This is a genomic window from Rhizobium sp. P28RR-XV, from assembly GCF_012641385.1.
Lineage (GTDB): Bacteria > Pseudomonadota > Alphaproteobacteria > Rhizobiales > Rhizobiaceae > Rhizobium.
Map to the genome: position 1 here is coordinate 21,486 of NZ_JABAIG010000010.1, position 13,845 is coordinate 35,330.

Sequence of the window (13,845 nt, forward strand, 5' to 3'; positions counted from 1 at the left end):
CCATATTTATTGTGCAGCGCAACATTTTGCCGCATTTGTCGATTTTCATTTGTGCCTCAATGAATTAAGTTCAACCGGAGGAGTTGGACGGAGACCATGACGAAGTGGGTTTATACATTCGGCGGCGGCAAGGCCGAGGGGGGCGCCGGCGATTTTGAACGGCTCGGTGGCAAGGGCGCCAATCTTGCTGAAATGTGCAATCTCGGCCTGCCGGTTCCGCCGGGGCTGACGATCGTCAGCGAAGTCTGTGCTTCCTACTACAAGAATGGCCGCAACATTCCCGATGAGCTGAAGCCGCAGGTCATGCAAGGCTTGCAGCGGATGGAGGCCATTGCCGGGCGCAGGTTCGGCGATACCGCGCGGCCACTGCTGGTTTCCGTGCGTTCGGGCGGCCGCGCATCGATGCCGGGCATGATGGATACCGTCCTCAATCTCGGCCTCAACGATGCCACGGTGCAGGCGCTCGGCCATGATGCGGGGGATGCCCGCTTTGCCTGGGACAGTTACCGCCGCTTCATCCAGATGTATGCCGATGTCGTCATGGGCCTCGACAACGAGATCTTCGAAGAGATTCTGGAGGATGAGAAGGCCCGCTTCGGTCACGAGTTCGACACCGACCTCACCGCTGTCGAATGGCAGCATGTGGTCTCGATCTACAAGACCGTCATCGAGGAAGAATTGGGCGAGGCCTTTCCCCAGGAGCCGGAGGTTCAGCTCTGGGGCGCCGTCGGCGCGGTCTTTGCCAGCTGGATGAACGCCCGCGCCGTCACTTATCGGCAATTGCACAATATCCCCGAGGCTTGGGGAACCGCCGTCAATATTCAGGCGATGGTGTTCGGCAATCTCGGCAATTCCTCCGCCACCGGCGTTGCCTTCACCCGCAATCCCTCGACCGGCGAGAAGGAGCTTTACGGCGAGTTCCTCGTCAATGCGCAAGGGGAGGATGTCGTTGCCGGCATCCGCACGCCGCAGAGCATCACGGAAATGGCCCGCATCGCCTCCGGCTATGACAAGCCATCGATGGAAAAGCTGATGCCCGAGGCCTTTGCCGAGTTTCGAAGCATCTGCGCGCAGTTGGAATCGCATTACCGCGAGGTCCAGGATCTGGAATTCACCATCGAGCGCGGCAAGCTCTGGATGCTGCAGACCCGTAACGCCAAGCGAACCACCAAGGCGGCGATGAAGATCGCCGTCGACATGGTGGACGAGGGGCTGATCACGGAAGACGAAGCGGTTTCCCGCATCGAGCCGACAACGCTGGACCAGCTGCTGCACCCGACGATCGATCCGCGCGTCCGCCGCGAGGTCATCGGCTCCGGCCTGCCCGCATCGCCGGGTGCGGCCACCGGCGAAATCGTCTTTACGGCCGAGGAGGCAATCATTGCCGAGGAGGAAGGCCGCAAGGCCATCCTCGTGCGCATCGAGACGAGCCCGGAAGATATTCACGGCATGCACGCCGCCGAGGCGATCCTCACCACCCGCGGCGGCATGACCAGCCATGCGGCCGTGGTCGCCCGCGGCATGGGCATTCCCTGCGTCGTTGGCGCCGGCACCATGCGTATCGACATGCGCAATGAGAAGCTGATCGGCGTCGGAATCACCTTGAAGAAGGGCGATATCATCACCATCGACGGCTCCACCGGCCAGGTCCTGAAAGGCGAAGTGCCGATGATTCAGCCGGAGCTTTCGGGCGATTTCGGCCGGATCATGGCCTGGGCCGACCGCTCGCGGCGCATGACGGTGCGCACAAATGCCGATACGCCGGCCGATGCGCGCGCGGCCCGTTCCTTCGGCGCCGAGGGCATCGGCCTATGCCGCACCGAGCACATGTTCTTCGAAGGCGATCGCATCCATGTGATGCGCGAGATGATCCTCGCCGAAGACGAAACGGGTCGCCGGGCTGCCCTTGCCAAGCTCATGCCGATGCAGCGCCTCGATTTCACCGGCCTGTTCACCATCATGCACGGCCTGCCGGTGACGATCCGCCTGCTCGATCCGCCACTGCACGAATTCCTGCCGAAAACGGACGAGGAGATCGCCGAGGTCGCCGGTATCATGGGCATGGAACCGGCCATGCTGCGCCAGCGCGTCGATGCGCTGCACGAGTTCAATCCCATGCTCGGCCATCGCGGCTGCCGGCTGGCGATTTCCTATCCGGAGATCGTCGAGATGCAGGCCCGCGCGATCTTCGAGGCGGCGGTCCTCGCCGCACGCGAGACTGGGGCTGCTGTCGTGCCCGAGATCATGGTGCCGCTCGTCGGCCTGCGTTCCGAGCTCGATTACGTCAAGGCTCGTATCGACGAGGTGGCGCGCGCCGTCATGACCGAAGCCAGGATGAAGATCGATTATCTTGTCGGCACGATGATCGAGCTGCCGCGCGCCGCCTTACGCGCCCATATCATCGCCGAGGCCGCCGAATTTTTCTCCTTCGGCACGAACGACCTGACGCAGACCACATTCGGCATGTCGCGCGACGATGCCGCCGCCTTCATCCCGACCTATCAGCGCAAGGGCATCATCGAGCATGATCCCTTCATATCGCTCGATTTCGATGGGGTCGGCGAGCTCATTCGCATCGCTTCGGAGCGTGGCCGCCGCACCCGCAACGACATGAAGCTCGGCATCTGCGGCGAGCATGGCGGCGATCCCGCCTCGATCCACTTCTGTGAGGATATCGGACTGGACTACGTATCCTGTTCGCCATTCCGCGTGCCGATCGCCCGGCTTGCGGCGGCGCAGGCGGCGATCAAGGGACGAGGCTGATTTTCTTGAGGTCAGCGGCGCCAATAGCCGCGATGATATCCCGGGCCGCCAACTACGATTGTCGGCCCCCAGAAAAAATCATCGTTGCTTTCCATGAAGGCTCTTTGATCGGCCCGTCGGCTAAGATCTTGATTCATCAGGCAGTTGGCGAAATTCTCCGACCCGCGCCTGAAGCCGTAGCCGCCGCATCTCGCCTCGTCGGCCGCGCGAATTTCCTCGGCCGTCTGGCAGGAGGAAAGCGCAAGCGTGATGGTGAGGAGGGAAAGGATGGAAGCGGCGATACGCATGACTTTGTGTCCTGAATGCTGATGTGCAGGCACGAATTATAGCGCCGCGCGGCATGGCGCGAAAGACGTATTGGACCGTAGGCGGATCGCCTATGCGGCTTCCTTCGGTTTTGCGGGCAATCGGCGCAGCAGATCGACGAAGGCATCGGCAAACTGCAAAAGATGCTCGGTTTCGTCGTCCGGTTGCAGCAGGCGGATTTCCACGCCGTCTTCGTCAAGCGCGGCAAAGAGAGTGCGCATCGTCCCATCGCCTTCGGGAATGCGGATGACCGCCAGCCTGCGGCAATCGGGTATCAACCCCGCAGCCGGAAGGTCGAACAGGAAGTCGCCGCGCACCGCCGAAGCGGCGTCGCGCACGGCCTCGCAGAAGCCTGGTTCTCCGCCGGAAAAACCTTCGAGCGAAAGCTCCAGTTCCAGAAGTTCCAGCGGCAGGATCGTATCGGCCGCATCGGCCCCGGCAATAGCCGCTGCCGGCACGGGCTTGGCGGCGGCGTCTTGAGAAACTATCGGTTCCATCTCATCAAGTCCTTTCACAGCCTCGATAAAACGCTGAAGAATGGCCTTTTTTTGGAATTTAAGCAAGCGCTCACGTTTTTGGTCTAGACGTTACTGGTTTCAGCCTTGACGAAACATTGCGCGTTGATGCCGTGACATTCGATTTATTTTCGCCGTTTCTTGATCTAAACATAAGTCGCTTTCCGGGATTCGGTGCATCCGGCTTCCGATCCGACGCGCCGACGAGCCCTTGATGACCATTCGCTTCGACCGTCCCGTTTCACATGCCGCCCGCGCCGCGCGTTTGATCGCTTCGTTTGCCCTGGTGCTTTGCGGCGTGACGCTGATCGGCTATCGCTTCGGGCCGCTGGAAACGCCTTATTTCGTGCTGTTGCTGCTGATTTCGGCTGCCTGTGCCGTGCTTTCGGTGCTGCTGGCGCTGGTCGGTCTTACGCAGCTCTGGCGGAATGCCGCCATCGGCGGCGTCTCCGCCGTCAAGGCGCTCATCTATGCCGCTTTGCCGCTTGCGATTTTCGGCTTCGGTGCCGAGCGCTACTGGAGCCGGCCGCCGATCTACGAGATTTCGACCGATCTCAACGAGCCGCCCGAATGGCTGGCAACGCCCGACGCCAGGCAGCTGTGGCTGCCGTCGCGCCATCTGGTAACGCAGCAGGAGCGCGAGGCGCAGTTCGATGCCTATCCCGCTTTGATCAGTCGCCGCTATGAGGGTGCTGCCGACCGCGTGCTGGAAGCGGTGCGCAAGGTCGCGCATGACCGTCACATCACCATCGTCAAGGCCGAGGGCGCCGATGTCACCGATCCGAACGGTAACGTGACGCCGAAGCGCCGCCCGCGCCCGCAGACCGTCAATCCGGGGCGGGATGACAATGCCATCGGCGACATGCCCGATATCGTCCCGGTGCCGACGCCGCGCCCCTTCCGCGATGGCGTGGCGGAACTCATCCGCCAGAATACTGATGTCATCCTGCAGGGCGAAACCCGCACCCGCATCCTCGGCCTGCCGTGCGACTTGGTGATCCGCATTCGTGAGGAGGCGGAAACGACGCTGGTCGATATCCGCGTCGCCTCCCGCTACGGCCAGAACGATCTCGGCGTCAGTGCCGACTTGGCGGATGCCTATCTGAAGGCACTGGACGCGGAATTGCTCGGCATCGCCGGAAGCTGAGACTTGCGACCCTTTATCCCCTTGAGGGTCCCGAGAGGAGAAATCGTGCCCATCATTCAAACTTCGAAAATCACCGACAACCAACAGCTCCCGGCTCAGGCGGGACGATAGGCCCCTGAAAGCGCCGGCGGCCCATCGGTTTCCACCTGGCCCTTCTCGACCAGATCTTCCAGATGCGCCAGCACCGAAAGCGCCGCCGCGCCGTGCAGGCGCGGGTCCGTATCGCGATACATCGCCTTCACCATATCAGGGATTAGCCGGTCGCCGGCCTTGATACGCTCCAGCACGGCGCGCTCGCGCATGCGGCGGTGGGTCCGCAATCCCCGCATGAAGGAGGCGGGCTCCTTCACCGGGCCGCCATGGCCGGGCAAAAACAACCTGTCCTCACGAGCAAGAAGCCGCTCCAGCGAGGCCATGTAATCCGCCATCGAACCGTCGGGCGGCGCGACGATCGAGGTTGCCCAGGCCATGACATGATCGGCCGAGAAGACGATGCCCGTGCCGTCAAGCGCGAAGCAGGCGTGATTTGCCGTATGACCCGGTGTCAGCAGCGCCGTCAGCTGCCAGCCGTCTCCTGAGACGCTTTCGCCATCGGCAAGCACGATATCCGGACGGAACTCCATGTCGGAGCTTTCGGCGAAGGGATTGACCTCGCCGTGATAGAGCGGCCGCGCGGCGCGATGCGGCCCTTCGCCGACGGTCAGCGCTCCCGTCTCCTCCTTCAGTCGCTTGGCAAGCGGCGAGTGATCGCGATGGGTGTGGCTGACGAAGATATGCGTGACCTCGCGTCCCTTCAATGCGGCCAGCAGGGCGGCGAAATGCGCCTCATTTTCCGGACCGGGATCGATGACCGCGACCGACGAGCCGCCGACGATATAGCTGTTTGTGCCGTGAAAGGTGAAGGCACTGGGATTGTTGACCGTCATCCGCTCGATGCCGGGTGCCGCCGGCACGGCGCGGCCGTAGGCGGGTTCGAAGGCAAGGTCGAAGTCGGGCGTGCTCATGATTGCTTGTATTCGATTTCGATGAATGACATCGGCTCTGTGCCGGCATTGACCACATTGTGCTCGACACCCGCCTCGCGCCGGTAGGCGGCACCCTTGGGGATATCGACCTGCCGGCTGCCACCAGGCTCCTCCAGCAGAAACCGGCAATCCGTCATCGGCACCACGACATAGCCGAGGCCGTGGACATGATGCCCGGTATCGGCGCCAGGCTCGAAATCCCAGCGCGTGATGCGGCAGACGGCGTCATCAAGAAGCACGGTAGGCACGGCCGGCGGGCGGGCGCGAAACTGGCTCATCGGACCTCCTCATTCGCAATGCAGCGCAGCAAGACCTATCATAGCCGTCCGGAAAGCACACAGAAATATGCGTTCGCGCATCACTTAGTCATTGTAGCGGGATGCGACCTTTGCTAATCAGACGCCGATTTGGCTGGCATGACAGCCATTTCCTCTGTTGGGGCGTCGCCAAGCGGTAAGGCACCGGTTTTTGGTACCGGCATTCCCAGGTTCGAATCCTGGCGCCCCAGCCATCTGCTTTCCAATATTCCAAATCATGCGAACTTCATGATTTGCGGGCTCCAACAATAGTCTTTGCAACGTCAAAGACATTGTCTGAAGAAATTCCCGTCGCGAGCGCCGCTATCTCCACCACTTAAATATTGTTTGACCTTTTTCCTCCACTCTCGTCGCCATCATCTCGATACAGGCGATCATGAACCACGCTCTCCACGAATTGCTGCTTTCCATCGTTGCCCCCTGCCACAATGAGGAGGAGGGGCTTGGCGAGTTTTGCCGGCGGGCGGTGGCGACGGCGCGGGGGATTGCCGGCGAGGCCTTCGAGATCATTTTGGTGGATGACGGGTCGACCGACGGCACCTGGGAGGCGATCGCCTCGCTTGCTAAGGAGACGCCGCAGGTGCTTGGCGTGCGGCTGATGCGCAATCACGGTCATCAGCTCGCCGCAACCGCCGGCCTTGCCGCCGCGCGTGGCGAGCGGGTGTTGCTGATCGATGCCGATCTGCAGGATCCGCCGGAACTGTTGCTGATGATGATGCCGATCATGGATCGCGGCGCGGATGTCGTTTACGGCCAGCGTGCGCGCCGGCAGGGGGAGAGCTGGTTCAAGCTTGCCTCGGCCTCGCTCTTCTATCGGCTGCTGTCGCGGCTCGCCTCGGTGGCGATCCCGCGTAATGTCGGCGATTTCAGACTGATGCGGCGGCGCGTCGTCGATATCCTGCTGGCGATGCCGGAGCGGGATCGTTTCATCCGCGGCATGGTGAGCTGGATCGGCGGCAAGCAGGTGGCGCTGCCCTATGAGCGCGACGCGCGTTTTGCCGGCACGACCAAATATCCGCTGCGCAAGATGATCAATTTCGCGCTCGATGCCATCACCAGCTTTTCGACCGTGCCCCTGCGCATCAGCACCTGGCTCGGCCTCGTCAGCGCCGGCTGCGCGGCCTTGCTGTTGCTCTATACCCTCATCCGCTGGTTTGCGGGCGAAACGATCGTCGGCTGGTCCAGCATCATGGCGGCTATTACCGCCTTCAGCGCCATCCAGCTCATCTGCATCGGCATCATCGGCGAATATGTCGGCCGTCTGGTGCAGGAAAACAAGCGGCGGCCGATGTTCATGATCGAAAGCCTGCTGCAGGGCGGCCGATCGCTCGATATCCCCAGCGATTTTTCCGATCTGGACGCGGTTGGCAAACGGCGCGCGCTGGACCGCGCCCTGAACGCCTCCGGTGACGCCGCCGATAGCGCGGAGCAGGTGAGGGCGATCCGCTGATGCGGCAACGATCAGCCAGCGCACCATTGGCCCAAGGCGCGGCCGCTTCCCCGAGCGTGCACGAAACAGTCGACGCGGATGCCGCCATTGTCAGGCAGAAGCCGGGTCTGGCGATTGCCGCCTTTCTGATCCTGGTCGCGCTTTTCGTCGCTGTCTTCAAATTCCCGCCGATCCTCGATTATCCCAATCACTATGCCCGTATGTGGCTGCTGGCCGGCGGCATCAATACGCCCCCGTTCCACGAGATCTATGCGCTCGATTGGAACAGGACATTCACCAATGTCGGCATCGATCTCGCCGCCTATTGGCTGGGGCCGATGATCGGCGTTTCGCTATTGGCACGCATCTTCCTCTTCATGGCGATCGTGCTGCCGCCGCTCGGCGCGATCACGCTGCACCGGCGCCTGCATGGCGGCGGCTATTACTGGCAGATCGGCATATTGTACTTCGCCTGGTGCGCGACGCTGATCGGCGGTTTCATCAATTTCCAGATCGGGCTCGGCATGGCGCTGCTCTTCGCAGGCGCCGATCATGCCCTGCAATCGCGCAAGCCGGCCGTGCTGTTCGTTTGGCGCCTATTCGCCGGCCTGCTGCTGACAGTCATGCATATCTTTTCGCTGGGCTTCTACATGGCGCTCGTCTGCGGGCTGGAATTCTCGCCGACGATGGCGGCCTTGAGATCGCCTGGGGCTTTCCTGCGCCTATGCGGCAGGCTTCTGATCGCGATGCTGGCCTGCGCCCTGCCGGCGATTTGCCTGTTCTTCTATCAGCCTGTCCTGCCCGATGGCGGCGGCGGTCTGGATGCCTCCTGGAATGATTCCGTCGTTCTGATCCTGGCGAACCTCATGTCGGCGTTGTGGAGCTATGCGCTGCTGGCCGACATGCTGCTCATGATCCCGCCGATCCTTATCTGCACCTATGCGGTGCGCACGCGCCGTCTGACCATCCATGCCGGCATGGCGATCGCGGCCGCCGGCCTGCTGCTTCTGTCCTGCATTGCGCCGCGCCACATGCTCGGCACCGGCTGGATCAGCTGGCGCTTCCCGATCATGACGGCGCTTGCGGCCATGGTGATGATTTGCCCCTTGCCGCGCCTGCCGCGTCGCCAGGCATTGATCGTCATGCTCGTGCTTTCGGCCGCCGTGCTGGGACGAACGGCCTGGATCGGCTTCAACTGGCGGCAGGGGGACGCCGATGCCGCTGCCGTTCGCACCGTGCTTGCGTCAGTGCCCGAGGGCGCGGCCATCCTGCCGATCATGCGGCAGCCGAACGAGCACGGCGTTGCGGATCATCGCTATTTCGCCTGGAACCAGGATACGTTCCGGCATCTGCCGACGCTTGCCGTCCCTTACGCCCATGCCTTCGTGCCCACGCTCTTCACCGCCAGGGGCAAGCAGCCATTGACGATATTGCCGCCCTGGAGCGGCATCGCCGTGCCGGAAGGCAATCTTTTCTCGATAAGCCTGCTGGATTGCCCCGACGAGATCAGGGCCGTCAGCGGCATTGCGTCCTATCTCAGCGATTGGCGGCGGCACTTCGATTTCATTCTACTCGTCAATGCGGATGCCGAGGATCGCTTCGGCGGTGACGTGCCGCAAGGCGTGAGGCTTGCCGCTGAAACGCCCTTTGCCAAGCTCTATGCCGTCGACAAGGGCTTCATGCCGGCTGCCGATGCGCCACGGCCAAAAAGCTGCGCCGAGCTTGCCGCGGCAAACTGATGAAACCCGCAAACGCAAACGGGCGGCCCTCGCAGGCCGCCCGCTGGCATTGTCCCGTGATGAAGCTCCGGCCTCAGCTTGCCTTTTCCGGCGGAGCCAGAAGTTCGGCGCAATAGGACGAGCCGCTGACACCCGGCTGGTCGCCGAGAATTTTGACCGAACGGATCTCGTAGCTCTGATTGGTGACGATATCGGCCTTGCAGCTGAGAGAGCGCTTGCCGCTCTTCTTGCCGTCCTTGGTGACGATGGTCACGTTCTTGTAGCCGCCGCGCCAAGTGTAGACGCGGTTGCCGCTTTCGTCGCGGTCGGAGATCGGCGGGCCATAGGCCGCGAAGAAGCGGCCTGCGGATTGACCCTGCCAGCGATCCTGAACGGGGTTCTTCGCAAGCAGCGGCAGGGCTGCTGTCGTTGTCGTCGTCGTGGTGCTGCAGCCGGCCAGTGCCAGCAACAGTCCAGCCGCGGTGATCATGCGGATATTCATCGTGTCGTCCTTGAGCTTCTGTCACGCATTCGGTCGCGGAAAGGCCGCTGTCCCACGGCATTTTCCATCTGTCCCGCCTAGGGCTTTAGCGCCAAAGCCGGCAAAAGAAAATTCCCATCCGCGTGTAGAAGCGGGATTTTACCTCTTCTGTTGCGACTTTTGCACGCCGGCATTTTCGGTACCGGTTTCCTGCCGATTTTCTAGGCAGACGCGGCTGTAATTTTTTCGTCAAAAATCAAAAGGTTTTTCGAGATTGGTGCTTGTGCATCAAAAATGGCTGGTCTATAGAAGCGCCGCTGGTCACGGAGTGTAGCGCAGTCTGGTAGCGCACCACGTTCGGGACGTGGGGGTCGAGTGTTCGAATCACTCCACTCCGACCAGCGAAAAGGCCCGCTAACGCGGGCTTTTTTCGTATTTGGGCTTCGTGCTGATTTCTTCACGGCAATGAATACGGCAGCACTAATGATCGGTGGGGCCGCCGGTACCTCGTCGTGCCTACCCAGAGATTTGAGCCACCGGGGCTATCTGTCCTTTCGGACGACAATCGCTTCCATATAGGTGCTCCTTCCACGCGGAGTTAGCGATAGGAACTCGTGATATGTGCCTTTCGTCGACTGCCCCACATTAGCACTAATCAAATTTAAGGCTATGAATTGAGCTTTAATAGTCGCCAAGTCCATATCGTTGATATCGAAGGGATTGTACTCGCATTTTGCCTCCTGCATCGCTAGTTTTACCGCATTCGAAATAACTCCATCAACCTTTGCCGTGGTAAGATCTGCGGCAAGAGGCAAAAAAATCGCGCGCCACTTCATCTTCATGGTGCGATCTGTGTAATTGTATTTTATCGAGTTCTGACTTGCTGGTCGGCGAGTGCGATATCGAAAAGTAAATTCATCCTCAAGACCAGCTAGATTCTCATATTTTGGCGCAGATAATCCTTTAAGCATAGTAAGTTCAGCGCGAAGCGTGGCATTATCCTGCAAAGCCCTGTTTGCTTGTTCCAAAACCTGTTCGTTGGCTGCGGTGTCGCCTCTTATCCAACCAACTTGCGGCATTTGATTAAAGGCATGCATCAGTGCCTTAAGGACCAGTGATTCCAAACTCTGTCGCGAGGTCCATGTCTTAACGAGGCGACCGGTCACTACCTTTTGACGGAACGCTTGAAGTGCCGCGAACACTCCGGGCTCAATGTCGCTCTTCCCGACAGCAATTTGGGACGGATCTTCATGGACAAATGCGAGTACAACTTTACCTGTCTGGATAGCGTAGTCGTATTCTCTTTCTGTGAAACTCACTCCTTCGGCGTCCATAGAGCCATATCTGCCGCCAATGATCAGCAGATAGTAATCGCATTCATCGATAACTTTTTTGATATAGCCCAATTGCTCGATATCCGCCGCTGGAAAGAGTTCCATGCCGGCTGGGATATGATTGAGGTCAAGAATGTTTCGGATTGCGTCTTGGCGCTCGTCTACAAGATCGCGAAAAGTCGACGATACAAAAACCTGATATTTCTTTGCTGCCATGCATAGTGATCCTTCAACCGGTTATGGAAGAAAGATAGCAACTTTAACTTTAAGGTGCTTGCCGCTACTTGGAAAATCCACCGCAGATTTTTATAATTCGCCGTCATCGCTGAGTAATCAGGCTTCGGCCGACCAGTCAACTTCTTTCCGCTCGATTGTTTTTCTGTGAGCTGCAGCCATCAGGCGAGTATTTTTAGTTACAACACCACCAGGAATCGGCCACTATAAAGCGGGTTGCCATCGGCACTTTTGTTCGGCGATCTTCAGATCGTTACTCGGCACGGGCGCGGGGCCGCATTTCTGCGGAACTGGAGCGGTGGGCTTATTCCTGCTGTGAAGCAAAAGAGGGCATCAACGTGGTAAACAAGTTGAGGTCAAAATTGGTGAGGGTGCGGGCATATGTCCGCCGAAGATTCAATCGCCAGGAGCATGTACGTGCTCATTGGCGGTCGCATCCGGATCAGCTCTCATTTAATTTTTAGGCTAGGCGCGTGCACCTAGTCGTCGATGGCAACTCAAATTGGCAATTCGGCCAACATTTTGAGGGATTCGCGTGAATGCCATATTTGAGATCTTCGGCGATCCGTCGCGCGGAATACATCAGCCAGGCCGCGACGCTGCAGATTTGGTTTGTCGAAAGCGGCGGTCCATACGATTACTATAACGTACCGGAAAGCGTCTATCTCGGGCTCATCAGTGCGGCTTCCCCAGGCACCTATTACAATAACTATATTCGGGATCGTTACAGGTCGAATCGTTAATGTAGTTTCATACGAAAATGAGCTTCAGGTTGCACATATGGCATGCGTTCGTTGCCGGCTTTGCTGGTGGTCTTTTCGCGTTTGCTGTTGGCCGAGAAGTTTGGTGGGCTTTTGCGCGAAGACCAGCCGGCATTGTGATCAGTGAAGCCTTGAGCGCAATTGGGTTGCTTCGCTGGATCGATACCACTCTAATCACCGGTATCGCAGCTGTTATTGCTGCATTTGTAAGCGTGCGCGCTGTACATCAGCAAATCGCATCTGAACGAAAAATGGAAGAGGACCGGATAGTGGCGCAACACGCGGCAAGTCGAGCCGTGTTGCCTTTGGTTCTCAGTAGAATTTGCAGGTATGCCAAGGGTACTGGTACGACACTCAACATCGCCCTGAAGCGATGCCAAGGCGAGGCACTACCTAGAAGCGTTAAGCTTAGCGAGATTCCAGATCCTCCCAATACTGCGATCGATTCCCTGAAAGAGTTTATTCAATTCTCAAACACTGCTGATCGCAGGTTTGTCGCAGATTTGTTATCCGACATTCAGGTCCATAGTGCTCGTCTTGAGGGAATGATTCTGGAAAGAGAGCAAGGACGGCCGGTCCTGGCGCTCAACCTAGAGGAATATATTTTCGACGCAGCGGAAATATACGGTCGTGCCTCGGCTTTGTTCGACTACGCTCGCGGCGAAAACAACTCTATGCCCAGCACACTCTATGCAGAGGATATTTTCCCTGCGCTAAGTGCTTTCGAGATATGGGACTCTTCGCGAGAGGTGTTGATTGGTCGCATTGCGAGGCGTCATCAAGCTGATCCTGCGCGGCGCGATAATCACTAATGCGAGTACTTGCGGTAGACTTGACTTGGAGCCTGGATGCAGCCCTCCGTCGCATTACGGCTAACATCGGACCTGCTTTTGCAAAACCGCTCTTTTTGTCGCCCGAAGCACCATATACAAGGAAAAGGGACGCGCATCCGACTCAGGCGAGAGTTCGGCTGTCGGTGCTGAAGCGGAGTGACGGAATGGATCTTGTTGACGGGGCGGCCCGAGCGGCCGGGGAGAAGTTTGCAGGCAGGCAAAGGCGTCGTGCCGCGCGGTCGGGCGCCATGGGGCGGAGAATGGGGATAGCCACAGGTCTTGGCGTATTGGCGCTGAGCGCGGTGTTCTTCCTCGGCTCCAGCGCCACTGCGCTACGTGCCGCCGATTGCGGCAATGTCGCGGCACCCGGTCTCGACTGGAGCGGCTGCAGCAAGACCAACATCATGCTGCCGAGCAGCGATCTGCAGGGCGCCAATCTCGCCGGCGCCCATTTCGACAGCACCGATTTGAGCGACGCCAACTTGACCTCCGCCAACTTCGAGAAAGCGACGCTGGTGCGCGCCTGGCTGAAGAACGCCAAGGCCGACGGCGCGAATTTTGCCAAGATCGAAGCCTATCGCTCCGATTTCACCAAAGCCTCCGCCAATGGCGCTTCCTTTGCCAATGCCGAATTGCAGCGGGCCGAATTTGCCGGCGCGCAGCTCAACAATGCCGATTTTCAGAAGGCGGAGCTTGGGCGAGCCGATTTCGATAAAGCCCTGCTGTCGGGTGCGAATTTCTCCTTCGCCAATCTATCCCGGGCAACGCTGAACGGCGCGGTGATGGACGGGGCAACCTCCTTCAGCGGAGCCTTCATGTATCTCACCCGCATCGAAGGCCTCGATCTGTCGAAGGCAAGCGGCCTCCAGCAGGCGCAGATCAATCTGGCTTGCGGGGACAATACGACCATATTGCCGTCCTGGCTGAAGGCGCCGTCCAACTGGCCTTGCCCGCCGGATGAAAAGGACTGACATCTCTCCAA

13 protein-coding genes and 2 tRNA genes are annotated in these 13,845 nt (G+C 59.6%); 9 read left to right on the top strand and 6 right to left on the bottom strand.

What is annotated here, in order from left to right; translation table 11 throughout:
• The first annotated feature begins 96 nt into the window (after positions 1-96).
• Positions 97-2,763 (top strand): pyruvate, phosphate dikinase, encoded by a 2,667-nt coding sequence (ppdK, locus tag HGP12_RS21230; RefSeq protein ID WP_168842546.1) that lies wholly within the window; start codon positions 97-99, stop codon positions 2,761-2,763.
• A gap of 11 nt (positions 2,764-2,774) precedes the next feature.
• On the opposite strand, the gene HGP12_RS21235 is transcribed toward ppdK, so the two are convergent.
• A complete protein-coding gene (locus HGP12_RS21235; protein ID WP_168842547.1) occupies positions 2,775-3,050 on the bottom strand; it encodes a hypothetical protein in 276 nt (91 codons plus the stop codon).
• A gap of 90 nt (positions 3,051-3,140) precedes the next feature.
• Positions 3,141-3,557, bottom strand: coding sequence for a hypothetical protein (locus HGP12_RS21240; RefSeq protein WP_168842681.1), 417 nt, complete (start codon positions 3,555-3,557; stop codon positions 3,141-3,143).
• Between the two features lie 241 nt (positions 3,558-3,798).
• Here HGP12_RS21240 and HGP12_RS21245 point away from each other — a divergent pair, with 241 nt between their 5' ends.
• Complete coding sequence (locus tag HGP12_RS21245) at positions 3,799-4,731, top strand: DUF1499 domain-containing protein (RefSeq protein WP_168842548.1); 933 nt, start codon at positions 3,799-3,801, stop codon at positions 4,729-4,731.
• 95 nt (positions 4,732-4,826) lie between these two features.
• On the opposite strand, the gene HGP12_RS21250 is transcribed toward HGP12_RS21245, so the two are convergent.
• Positions 4,827-5,735 carry an MBL fold metallo-hydrolase gene (locus tag HGP12_RS21250; RefSeq protein ID WP_168842549.1) on the bottom strand — a complete coding sequence of 303 codons (909 nt, stop codon included), beginning with the start codon at positions 5,733-5,735 and terminating at the stop codon, positions 4,827-4,829.
• A complete protein-coding gene (locus HGP12_RS21255) occupies positions 5,732-6,034 on the bottom strand; it encodes a cupin domain-containing protein (protein WP_168842550.1) in 303 nt (100 codons plus the stop codon). Before HGP12_RS21255 ends, HGP12_RS21250 begins: the two co-directional genes overlap by 4 nt.
• 158 nt (positions 6,035-6,192) lie before the next feature.
• On the opposite strand from HGP12_RS21255, the gene HGP12_RS21260 reads away from it, so the two are divergent.
• The 3 genes from HGP12_RS21260 to HGP12_RS21270 all read left to right on the top strand — a co-directional run bounded on the left by HGP12_RS21260 (position 6,193) and on the right by HGP12_RS21270 (position 9,241).
• A tRNA-Gln gene (locus HGP12_RS21260) sits at positions 6,193-6,267 on the top strand.
• A gap of 182 nt (positions 6,268-6,449) precedes the next feature.
• Positions 6,450-7,523 carry a glycosyltransferase gene (locus tag HGP12_RS21265; RefSeq protein WP_168842551.1) on the top strand — a complete coding sequence of 358 codons (1,074 nt, stop codon included), beginning with the start codon at positions 6,450-6,452 and terminating at the stop codon, positions 7,521-7,523.
• Complete coding sequence (locus tag HGP12_RS21270) at positions 7,523-9,241, top strand: hypothetical protein (RefSeq protein ID WP_168842552.1); 1,719 nt, start codon at positions 7,523-7,525, stop codon at positions 9,239-9,241. Before HGP12_RS21265 ends, HGP12_RS21270 begins: the two co-directional genes overlap by 1 nt.
• A 73-nt stretch (positions 9,242-9,314) precedes the next feature.
• On the opposite strand, the gene HGP12_RS21275 is transcribed toward HGP12_RS21270, so the two are convergent.
• A complete protein-coding gene (locus HGP12_RS21275; protein WP_168842553.1) occupies positions 9,315-9,722 on the bottom strand; it encodes a hypothetical protein in 408 nt (135 codons plus the stop codon).
• A gap of 303 nt (positions 9,723-10,025) precedes the next feature.
• On the opposite strand from HGP12_RS21275, the gene HGP12_RS21280 reads away from it, so the two are divergent.
• Positions 10,026-10,102: transfer RNA gene (locus HGP12_RS21280), tRNA-Pro, on the top strand.
• A gap of 141 nt (positions 10,103-10,243) precedes the next feature.
• Here the strand turns inward: HGP12_RS21280 and HGP12_RS21285 are convergent.
• Positions 10,244-11,251: a DUF4062 domain-containing protein gene (locus tag HGP12_RS21285; RefSeq protein WP_168842554.1), complete on the bottom strand. Its 1,008-nt coding sequence runs from the start codon at positions 11,249-11,251 to the stop codon at positions 10,244-10,246.
• Positions 11,252-11,808: 557 nt separating this feature from the next.
• Here HGP12_RS21285 and HGP12_RS21290 point away from each other — a divergent pair.
• The 3 genes from HGP12_RS21290 (at position 11,809) to HGP12_RS21300 (ending at position 13,834) form a co-directional block, all read left to right on the top strand.
• Positions 11,809-12,012: a KTSC domain-containing protein gene (locus HGP12_RS21290; RefSeq protein ID WP_168842555.1), complete on the top strand. Its 204-nt coding sequence runs from the start codon at positions 11,809-11,811 to the stop codon at positions 12,010-12,012.
• 17 nt (positions 12,013-12,029) lie between these two features.
• Positions 12,030-12,842: a hypothetical protein gene (locus HGP12_RS21295; protein WP_168842556.1), complete on the top strand. Its 813-nt coding sequence runs from the start codon at positions 12,030-12,032 to the stop codon at positions 12,840-12,842.
• Positions 12,843-13,123: 281 nt separating this feature from the next.
• Positions 13,124-13,834 (top strand): pentapeptide repeat-containing protein, encoded by a 711-nt coding sequence (locus HGP12_RS21300; RefSeq protein WP_168842557.1) that lies wholly within the window; start codon positions 13,124-13,126, stop codon positions 13,832-13,834.
• Positions 13,835-13,845: the final 11 nt, after the last annotated feature.

What these genes read in the sequence shown, in the direction of transcription:
- ppdK (WP_168842546.1), top strand. Translation starts at nt 97, where the DNA reads ATGACGAAGTGGGTTTATACATTCGGCGGCGGCAAGGCCGAGGGGGGC.
- HGP12_RS21235 (WP_168842547.1), bottom strand. Translation starts at nt 3,050, where the DNA reads ATGCGTATCGCCGCTTCCATCCTTTCCCTCCTCACCATCACGCTTGCG.
- HGP12_RS21245 (WP_168842548.1), top strand. Translation starts at nt 3,799, where the DNA reads ATGACCATTCGCTTCGACCGTCCCGTTTCACATGCCGCCCGCGCCGCG.
- HGP12_RS21250 (WP_168842549.1), bottom strand. Translation starts at nt 5,735, where the DNA reads ATGAGCACGCCCGACTTCGACCTTGCCTTCGAACCCGCCTACGGCCGC.
- HGP12_RS21255 (WP_168842550.1), bottom strand. Translation starts at nt 6,034, where the DNA reads ATGAGCCAGTTTCGCGCCCGCCCGCCGGCCGTGCCTACCGTGCTTCTT.
- HGP12_RS21265 (WP_168842551.1), top strand. Translation starts at nt 6,450, where the DNA reads ATGAACCACGCTCTCCACGAATTGCTGCTTTCCATCGTTGCCCCCTGC.
- HGP12_RS21270 (WP_168842552.1), top strand. Translation starts at nt 7,523, where the DNA reads ATGCGGCAACGATCAGCCAGCGCACCATTGGCCCAAGGCGCGGCCGCT.
- HGP12_RS21275 (WP_168842553.1), bottom strand. Translation starts at nt 9,722, where the DNA reads ATGAATATCCGCATGATCACCGCGGCTGGACTGTTGCTGGCACTGGCC.
- HGP12_RS21285 (WP_168842554.1), bottom strand. Translation starts at nt 11,251, where the DNA reads ATGGCAGCAAAGAAATATCAGGTTTTTGTATCGTCGACTTTTCGCGAT.
- HGP12_RS21290 (WP_168842555.1), top strand. Translation starts at nt 11,809, where the DNA reads ATGCCATATTTGAGATCTTCGGCGATCCGTCGCGCGGAATACATCAGC.
- HGP12_RS21295 (WP_168842556.1), top strand. Translation starts at nt 12,030, where the DNA reads ATGAGCTTCAGGTTGCACATATGGCATGCGTTCGTTGCCGGCTTTGCT.
- HGP12_RS21300 (WP_168842557.1), top strand. Translation starts at nt 13,124, where the DNA reads ATGGGGATAGCCACAGGTCTTGGCGTATTGGCGCTGAGCGCGGTGTTC.